8 protein-coding genes are annotated in these 7633 nt (G+C 71.0%); 4 read left to right on the forward strand and 4 right to left on the reverse strand.

What is annotated here, in order from left to right:
• The first annotated feature begins 22 nt into the window (after positions 1 to 22).
• Positions 23 to 892, forward strand: coding sequence for a PHP domain-containing protein (locus ACFWV8_RS34860; RefSeq protein ID WP_384213842.1), 870 nt, complete (start codon positions 23 to 25; stop codon positions 890 to 892).
• A gap of 163 nt (positions 893 to 1055) precedes the next feature.
• Positions 1056 to 1661 (forward strand): MarC family protein, encoded by a 606-nt coding sequence (locus ACFWV8_RS34865; protein WP_384213844.1) that lies wholly within the window; start codon positions 1056 to 1058, stop codon positions 1659 to 1661.
• Between the two features lie 81 nt (positions 1662 to 1742).
• Here ACFWV8_RS34865 and ACFWV8_RS34870 read toward each other — a convergent pair whose 3' ends face one another.
• Positions 1743 to 1895, reverse strand: coding sequence for a hypothetical protein (locus tag ACFWV8_RS34870; RefSeq protein WP_189111543.1), 153 nt, complete (start codon positions 1893 to 1895; stop codon positions 1743 to 1745).
• 176 nt (positions 1896 to 2071) lie between these two features.
• On the opposite strand from ACFWV8_RS34870, the gene ACFWV8_RS34875 reads away from it, so the two are divergent.
• Complete coding sequence (locus ACFWV8_RS34875; protein ID WP_329381993.1) at positions 2072 to 2983, forward strand: NYN domain-containing protein; 912 nt, start codon at positions 2072 to 2074, stop codon at positions 2981 to 2983.
• A 24-nt stretch (positions 2984 to 3007) separates the two neighbouring features.
• Here the strand turns inward: ACFWV8_RS34875 and ACFWV8_RS34880 are convergent, their stop codons facing one another.
• On the reverse strand, positions 3008 to 3859 hold the full coding sequence (locus tag ACFWV8_RS34880; protein ID WP_384213847.1) for an alpha/beta fold hydrolase: 852 nt from the start codon (positions 3857 to 3859) through the stop codon (positions 3008 to 3010).
• 133 nt (positions 3860 to 3992) lie between these two features.
• Positions 3993 to 5810, reverse strand: a complete 1818-nt coding sequence (locus tag ACFWV8_RS34885) for a DEAD/DEAH box helicase (RefSeq protein WP_384213849.1) — start codon at positions 5808 to 5810, stop codon at positions 3993 to 3995.
• A 530-nt stretch (positions 5811 to 6340) separates the two neighbouring features.
• On the opposite strand from ACFWV8_RS34885, the gene ACFWV8_RS34890 reads away from it, so the two are divergent.
• Positions 6341 to 7111, forward strand: a complete 771-nt coding sequence (locus ACFWV8_RS34890; RefSeq protein WP_384213852.1) for a ferritin-like fold-containing protein — start codon at positions 6341 to 6343, stop codon at positions 7109 to 7111.
• Between the two features lie 36 nt (positions 7112 to 7147).
• Here ACFWV8_RS34890 and ACFWV8_RS34895 read toward each other — a convergent pair whose 3' ends face one another.
• Positions 7148 to 7417, reverse strand: coding sequence for a hypothetical protein (locus ACFWV8_RS34895; protein WP_384213854.1), 270 nt, complete (start codon positions 7415 to 7417; stop codon positions 7148 to 7150).
• Positions 7418 to 7633: the final 216 nt, after the last annotated feature.

The following is a 7633-nucleotide window of genomic DNA, read 5'->3' on the forward strand; positions in this document are numbered from 1 at the left end:
CCGAACCCCTGGAGTACACGTCGTGCGCATCGACCTGCACACCCACTCCACGGCGTCGGACGGTACGGACACCCCGGCCGAGCTCGTACGTAACGCCGTGGCCGCCGGCCTGGACGTCGTCGCGCTCACCGACCACGACACGACCCGGGGCCATGCCGAGGCGCTCAAGGCCCTCGCCGAGCTCGACACCGGCCTCACCCTCGTCACCGGCGCCGAGCTCTCCTGCCGCGCCGACGGTGTGAGCCTGCACATGCTGGCGTACCTCTTCGACGCCGACGAGCCCCGACTGCTGCGCGAGCGCGAGCTGGTGCGCGACGACCGGGTGCCGCGCGCGAAGGCGATGGTGGCCAAGCTCCGGGAACTCGGCGTGCCCATCACCTGGGAACAGGTCGCCCGGATCGCCGGAGACGGCTCGATCGGCCGCCCGCACGTCGCGTCGGCCCTCGTCGAACTGGGCGTCGTGGGCTCGGTCGACGAGGCGTTCACCTCCCAGTGGCTCTCCGACCACGGCCGGGTGCACGTGCCCCGCCACGAGCTGGACCCCTTCGAGGCGGTCCGGCTGGTCAAGGCCGCCGGCGGTGTCACCGTCGTCGCGCATCCGCTGGCCGTGACCCGGGGCGCGGTCGTCGCCGAAGCGGCGCTGGTACGGCTGGCCGAGGCGGGCCTCGACGGCATCGAGGTCGACCACATGAACCACGACGAGCCCACGCGCGCCCGGCTGCGCGGAATCGCCGCCGAGCTGGGGCTGCTCACGACCGGCTCCAGCGACTACCACGGGACCCGGAAGACCGTCCGGCTCGGGGAGTACAGCACCGACCCGGAGATCTACGGCGAGATCGTCCGGCGCGCGTCGGGCGCCTTTCCGGTGCCCGGCACGGGCGGACCCGCGTAGCTCCTGACCCGCGTAGCTGCTGACCCGCACCACGTGCCCGTCGTGCGCGCGCCCCGTGCCGCGCCGTGCGGAGCCGCGTACGACGCCGTGCCCGGCCGACGCCGGTGCCCGGTCGCGTACCGCGCCCCGAGTCCCGCCCGCCCATCTCCCGCAAGGCCACACCGTGTTCGACGCCGCCGTCTTCGGCTCCCTCTTCCTGACCCTGTTCGTGATCATGGACCCGCCCGGGATCACCCCGATCTTCCTCGGCCTCACCTCCGGGCGCCCCGCCAAGGTCCAGCGCCGGATGGCCTGGCAGGCGGTGGCCGTCGCCTTCGGCGTGATCACCGTCTTCGGCATCCTCGGCCAGCAGATCCTGGACTATCTGCATGTCTCCGTCCCCGCGCTGATGATCGCCGGCGGACTGCTCCTGCTGCTCATCGCGCTCGATCTGCTCACCGGCAAGAACGACGAGCCCAAGCAGACGAAGGACGTCAACGTCGCCCTCGTACCGCTCGGCATGCCGCTCCTGGCCGGCCCCGGCGCGATCGTCTCCGTCATCCTCGCCGTCCAGCACGCCGACGGGGCGGCGGCGCAGATCTCGGTGTGGGTGGCGATCGTGGCGATGCACGCCGTGCTCTGGCTCACGATGCGCTACTCGCTGATGATCATCCGGGTCATCAAGGACGGCGGTGTGGTGCTGGTGACCAGGCTCGCCGGAATGATGCTCTCGGCCATCGCCGTGCAGCAGATCATCAACGGCGTCACGCAGGTCGTGCAGGCCGCGTGAGACCAAAGCGCCCCCGTACGGATGTCCGTACGGGGGCGTCTCGACATGAGCCGATCAGTGGATCCGGAGGGATCCGAGAATTTACGAGGCCGGGGTTTCGGCCGGGCGGATGTAGAGGCGCTGCCCTGTGGAGGCGGCCTGCTGCACGATCTGATTGACGGAGGCGGCGTCCACGACGGTGCTGTCGACGGCGGTGCCGTCAGCATCGTTCAGTCGCATGATCTCGAAGCGCATACCGCTTCTCCCTTCGTCTGATCCTCCGTAGGAGAACTGTGTGTGACGGATAGCCCATCGTTGATTACATCAGGCGACAACGCCTTGCCCTCTGCAAACATTCCCTACACTAAAGAAATTTTTCAGATGGCTAATTACTGGCGAGTACAGAGGTGTCCACGGACAATGGTCCTCGTATGAGCGAGGCAGAGATCAACCCCGACATCGCCGAGGTCGGCGCCCGCCTGGAGCGCACCAACGAACTGCTCCAGCGGATGCTCGCCGAGGTCTCGAAGACACCGTCCACCCACGCCATCTTCGTCGACGCGGGTTACGTCCACGCTGCGGCCGGATTACTGGTCGCGGGGACCGAGGACCGGCGGTCCTTCGATCTCGACGCCGAGGGGCTCATCGAGGCGTTCATCGACAAGGCGCGCACGATCTTCGCCGACAGCAGACTGCTCCGGGTCTACTGGTACGACGGCGCGCGGCGCCGTATCCACACGCCCGAGCAGCAGGCCATCGCCGAGCTGCCCGACGTCAAGGTCCGCCTCGGCAATCTCAACGCCAACAACCAGCAGAAGGGCGTCGACTCCCTGATCCGCACGGATCTCGAATCGCTCGCCAGACACCGCGCCATCAGCGACGCCGCACTCGTGGGCGGTGACGAGGACCTGGTGTCGGCCGTGGAGGCCGCGCAGGGATACGGCGCGCGCGTCCATCTCTGGGGCATCGAGGCCGGCGAGGGGCGCAACCAGGCCGAGCCTCTTCTGTGGGAGGTCGACAGCCAGCGCACCTTCGACCTCGAATTCTGGCAGCCCTATGTGACACGGCGGGCGGTCACCACGTACGAGAACGAGGGCGAGCCGCCGCCCTCGCGCGAACAGGTGCGCTTCATCGGCGCGCAGATCGCCGCGACCTGGCTGGTCGGGCGCGGGCGGGTGGCGATGGCCGAACTGCTGCCCGGCCATCCGTATCTGCCTGGCCCCGTCGACCAGGACCTGCTGATCGAGGCGGAGAAGCTGCTGCAACGCTCGCTGCGGGGGCACGCGATCCTGCGGCGGGCCCTGCGGGACGGGTTCTGGCAGCACCTCCAGGCGCAGTTCTGAGCTCCCCGGCCCTCCGGGTCCCCCTCAGCGCCCGGAGTCGTCCCAGAAGGCGCTGAGGGCCGCTGCCGTACGCAGCGGCTGATCGGTGTTCGGCGAGTGCTCGGCGCCCTCGATCACGGTCCTGCGCGCGTCCAGCCGCCGCGCCATGTCGTCGAGCAGCGGCACGGGCCAGGTGTCGTCCCGCACGCCGGACATCACATGCTTCGGCAGCGGATGTACGGCGGCGAGCTCGGCCACCCGGTCCGGCTCCACCGTCAACTGCCGCCCCGTGGTGATGAGTTGGACCGGATTGTGGCGCAGCCAGCGGCGGCGCAGATCCGTGCCGTCGACGGAGGTCTCCTCCGGCGGCTCCATCGCCCGGATGCCCTCCCAGACCCGCTCCATGTCCATGTTCGTGAGCGCCAGGGCCTCGCTCAGCAGCCGCACCCGCTCCTCCTGGGAGGGGGCGATACGGGCGGGGCCCGAAGAGATCAGTGTCAGCGTGCGGAACGGCTCCGCGTCCGTAAGGACGGCCGCGCGGGCGATCTGCCCGCCCAGCGAGTGGCCCACGAGATGGACAGGTGCCCCGACCGCCTCCGCCTGCGCCAGTACATCCGCCGCCAACTCCTTCTGGGCGTACGCCTCTTGGGAATCGGGTCCCACGGACTCGTACTGCCCGCGCCCGTCGACGGCGACCACGCGATAGCCGGCCGCGGTGAGTGGCTCCAGCATCGCGATGAAGTCCTCCTTACTGCCGGTGAATCCGGGCATCAGAAGGGCGGTGCCCCGCGGCGTCCCCCCGGGGCGCGCGTCGAGCACGGCGAAGTGCCCGCGGCTCGTCGCCAACTGGAGCGCGCGGGCACAGGACGGGGGAGTGAACGTGGGCGGCCTGCTCATGCGACGAGAGTAAGTCCCCATGCCCGCCGCCGCCTCACCCGCCCGGCCTCCCCAGGAGGCGCGGGAGAGGGCCCGCGAACACGCCGACGGCCCGGCACCCCCCAGGGGATGCCGGGCCGTCGCGCGTGTGCCGTCAGCTCTCGGGCTGGGCCGCCGCCGCGCGCGTACGGCGACGGCGCGGCTTGGCCTCGGCGGCGGGGGCGTCGCCGTCCGCCGAATCGGCGGCCTTCACCGTGCCGGCCTCGACCGGGGCCTTGGCGGCGCGCGTACGGCGCCGGGGCCTGGTCTCGGTCTTCGCCCCGGCGTCGGGGTCGACGACCACGGCCGCGACCGTCTCCACGGCCTCGACAGCGGGCTTAGCGGCCCGCGTACGACGACGGCGCGGCTTGGTGACCGCATCGGCGTCGGCGTCGCCCTGCTCGGCCACCGGCTCGACGAACAGGTCCGTCCCCGGCTGCGCCACGGTCGTGGCGACCGCGGCAGCCGCGTCGGCGGGCACGCCCACGCGCGTACGCCGGCGGCGGCGCGGGACGCGCGGCTCGGCCGCTTCCGCGCCCTCGGCGGTGTCGACCGCTCCGGTCGACACCGGGGCCGTCGCCGCCACTGCCTGCGTCTGCGCCTCGCCGGCCTCCAGGGGAGTCCCGCCGCGCGTACGGCGCCGCTGGCGCGGTGTACGCGTACGGGCGGGGCGCTCCTCCTGCACGGCGGCGCCGGCCGACCGCGCGGACGAAGCCCCGGCGGACTTGCGGCCACGGCCGCCCGTCTCGCCCAGGTCCTCGACCCGCTCCGCCGACAGACCGGCACGTGTCCGGTCCGTACGCGGCAGGATGCCCTTGGTCCCCGCGGGGATGCTGAGCTCCTCGAAGAGGTGCGGCGAGGTCGAGTAGGTCTCCGGCGGGTCCGGGAAGCCCAGGTCCAGCGCCTTGTTGATCAGCTGCCAGCGCGGGATGTCGTCCCAGTCGACCAGCGTGACGGCGATGCCGGACGCGCCCGCGCGGCCGGTGCGGCCGATGCGGTGGAGGTAGGTCTTCTCCTCCTCGGGCGACTGATAGTTGATGACGTGCGTCACACCCTCGACGTCGATACCGCGCGCGGCGACGTCGGTGCAGACGAGAACGTCCACCTTGCCGTTGCGGAACGCGCGCAGCGCCTGCTCACGCGCGCCCTGGCCGAGGTCGCCGTGGACGGCGCCCGAGGCGAAGCCGCGCTGGGCGAGCTGGTCGGCGATGTCGGCGGCCGTACGCTTCGTACGGCAGAAGATCATCGCGAGCCCGCGGCCCTCGGCCTGGAGGATGCGCGCGACCATCTCCGGCTTGTCCATGGAGTGGGCGCGGTAGACGCGCTGCGTGGTGTTGGCGACCGTCGCGCCCTCGTCGTCCGGCGACGTGGCGCTGATGTGCGTCGGCTGCGACATGTAGCGGCGCGCGAGACCGATGACCGCGCCCGGCATGGTCGCCGAGAACAGCATCGTCTGGCGCTTCGCGGGAAGCAGCTGGATGATCCGCTCGACGTCGGGCAGGAAGCCCAGGTCGAGCATCTCGTCGGCCTCGTCCAGGACGAGCCCGCGCACGTGCGACAGGTCGAGCTTGCGCTGGCCCGCCAGGTCGAGCAGCCGGCCCGGGGTGCCGACGATCACGTCGACGCCCTTCTTGAGGGCCTCCACCTGCGGTTCGTAGGCACGGCCTCCGTAGATCGCCAGCACGCGCACGTTGCGCACCTTGCCGGCGGTCTGGAGGTCGTTGGTGACCTGCTGGCACAGCTCGCGGGTGGGGACGACCACGAGGGCCTGCGGGGCGTTGGTGAGCTGCTCGGGAACGGCCCGGCCCGCCTCGACGTCGGCGGGGACGGTGACGCGCTCCAGGAGCGGCAGGCCGAAGCCGAGCGTCTTGCCCGTGCCGGTCTTGGCCTGGCCGATGACATCCTTGCCGGACAGGGCGACCGGGAGCGTCATCTCTTGGATGGGGAACGGGGACATGATGCCGACGGCTTCGAGCGCTTCGGCCGTCTCGGGAAGGATTCCGAGGTTCCGGAAAGTCGTAGTCAGGGTGCTGCCTCTTCTGTGAGACGCGACCCGAGGCGAACGCGGGGGGTCGTACCGCACCTGGGTACTCGGCCGGCCGTGGATTGGCCGGATGGCGCGGGACCACTGCCGTCGCTCGAGCGCTCGTGCCGCTGAGGGGGCCCCTCATCTGCAGGTCGTACGCAGCTGTGCGCACGGTCCGCGCGGAGGGCGGTCGGGGTCGGAGCCGATCGGGCCACCGACCGGGCATCCTCATGGGGCCTGTCCGGGACAGATCTCCCGGTCAAACACTGCGATGGCCCACCGAATACTCGGCGGGCGCATTACCACTGTACCCCGGAATCGCGCAGGTGTGTTGGACGAATTCGTCGGAACGGTGTCAGGGCAGTGCCCGACCGGGCTCTTGAACGGTGCGCGAAGTGGGCTCTACGAGGTGCGTCGAGCGGGTTATTGTGCGCTCCATGGAGACGTCTGACAACGCCACTGAGCCCGAGTCCACACCAGGGTCACCGACCGGTTCCGCGCCCGCGGAACTCACCGGGATCGCCGCCCAGGACTGGGCGACCGCCTCCGTCGACCCGAAGTACCGGGCCGCGGTCGTGGATCTGCTGGGAGCGCTCGCCTACGGCGAACTGGCGGCCTTCGAGCGGCTCGCCGAGGACGCCAAACTCGCGCCGACTCTGGACGACAAGGCGGAACTCGCGAAGATGGCCTCCGCCGAATTCCACCATTTCGAGAGGCTGCGCGACCGGCTCGGTGAAATTGACGCCGATCCGACGGGCGCGATGGATCCCTTTGCCACCGCACTGGACGACTTCCACCGCCAGACCGCGCCGTCGGACTGGCTTGAGGGCCTGGTCAAGGCATATGTGGGCGACTCGATCGCCAGTGACTTCTACCGTGAGGTGGCCGCGCGGCTGGACTCCGACACCCGCGGTCTGGTGCTCGCTGTGCTCGATGACACAGGGCACGGCAATTTCGCGGTCGAGAAGGTCAGGGCGGCGATCGAGGCCGAGCCCCGGGTCGGCGGGCGGCTCGCACTCTGGGCGCGGCGGCTGATGGGGGAGGCGCTGTCACAGGCGCAGCGGGTGGTGGCCGACCGGGACGCGCTGTCGACGATGCTGGTGGGCGGGGTCGCCGACGGGTTCGATCTGGCCGAGGTGGGTCGGATGTTCTCGCGGATCACCGAGGCGCACACGAAGCGGATGGCGGCCCTGGGACTGGCCGCCTGAGGCTTCCGCGGCTGGCGGGCCAGCGCGGCAGGCGGATCAGGAAGGCATCGGGCGGCGCAGGACCGGCGTCGCGGGGCGGAGCAGCAGCGAGAGCAGGACCGCCCCGACGACGACCGCGCCGATCAGCGTCGCGACGACATGACCGGGGCCGAGCGCCGCGTGCGTGAGCACCGCGCCGAAGAGGGAGCCCAGGGACCCCGCCGCGAGCACGAGGCGGCGGGAGGGGAGCCGGTGGGGCAGCCGCTGGAGCGCGGCCCACGAAGCGCCGAGTCCGAGCAGGACCGCACCGAGAGCTTCCAAGATCACCGCTGATCACCTCACGAAGCGCGCTGGCCAATTCGGTCGTAGCCCGGTCTACCCGGAGTGCGCGCGGGGCAACCCTCCGCGATCCGGGGAGCGGAATCCGGGGAGCGGACGACGAAGGAGTGGCGGGGGGGGGGGGCGCCCCCCGCCCCCCCCCCGCGGTTGAAAACAAAAAAAAACACCCCGCAAAAAAAAAAAAAAAAAAATACAGAATGAACA

This window comes from Streptomyces sp. NPDC058665 (assembly GCF_042714995.1).
GTDB lineage: Bacteria > Actinomycetota > Actinomycetes > Streptomycetales > Streptomycetaceae > Streptomyces.

Bases quoted from the DNA above. Each gene is read 5' to 3' on its own strand.
- ACFWV8_RS34880 (WP_384213847.1), bottom strand. From the start codon at position 3,859: ATGAGCAGGCCGCCCACGTTCACTCCCCCGTCCTGTGCCCGCGCGCTC.
- ACFWV8_RS34870 (WP_189111543.1), bottom strand. From the start codon at position 1,895: ATGCGCTTCGAGATCATGCGACTGAACGATGCTGACGGCACCGCCGTC.
- ACFWV8_RS34875 (WP_329381993.1), top strand. From the start codon at position 2,072: ATGAGCGAGGCAGAGATCAACCCCGACATCGCCGAGGTCGGCGCCCGC.
- ACFWV8_RS34885 (WP_384213849.1), bottom strand. From the start codon at position 5,810: ATGACGCTCCCGGTCGCCCTGTCCGGCAAGGATGTCATCGGCCAGGCC.
- ACFWV8_RS34890 (WP_384213852.1), top strand. From the start codon at position 6,341: ATGGAGACGTCTGACAACGCCACTGAGCCCGAGTCCACACCAGGGTCA.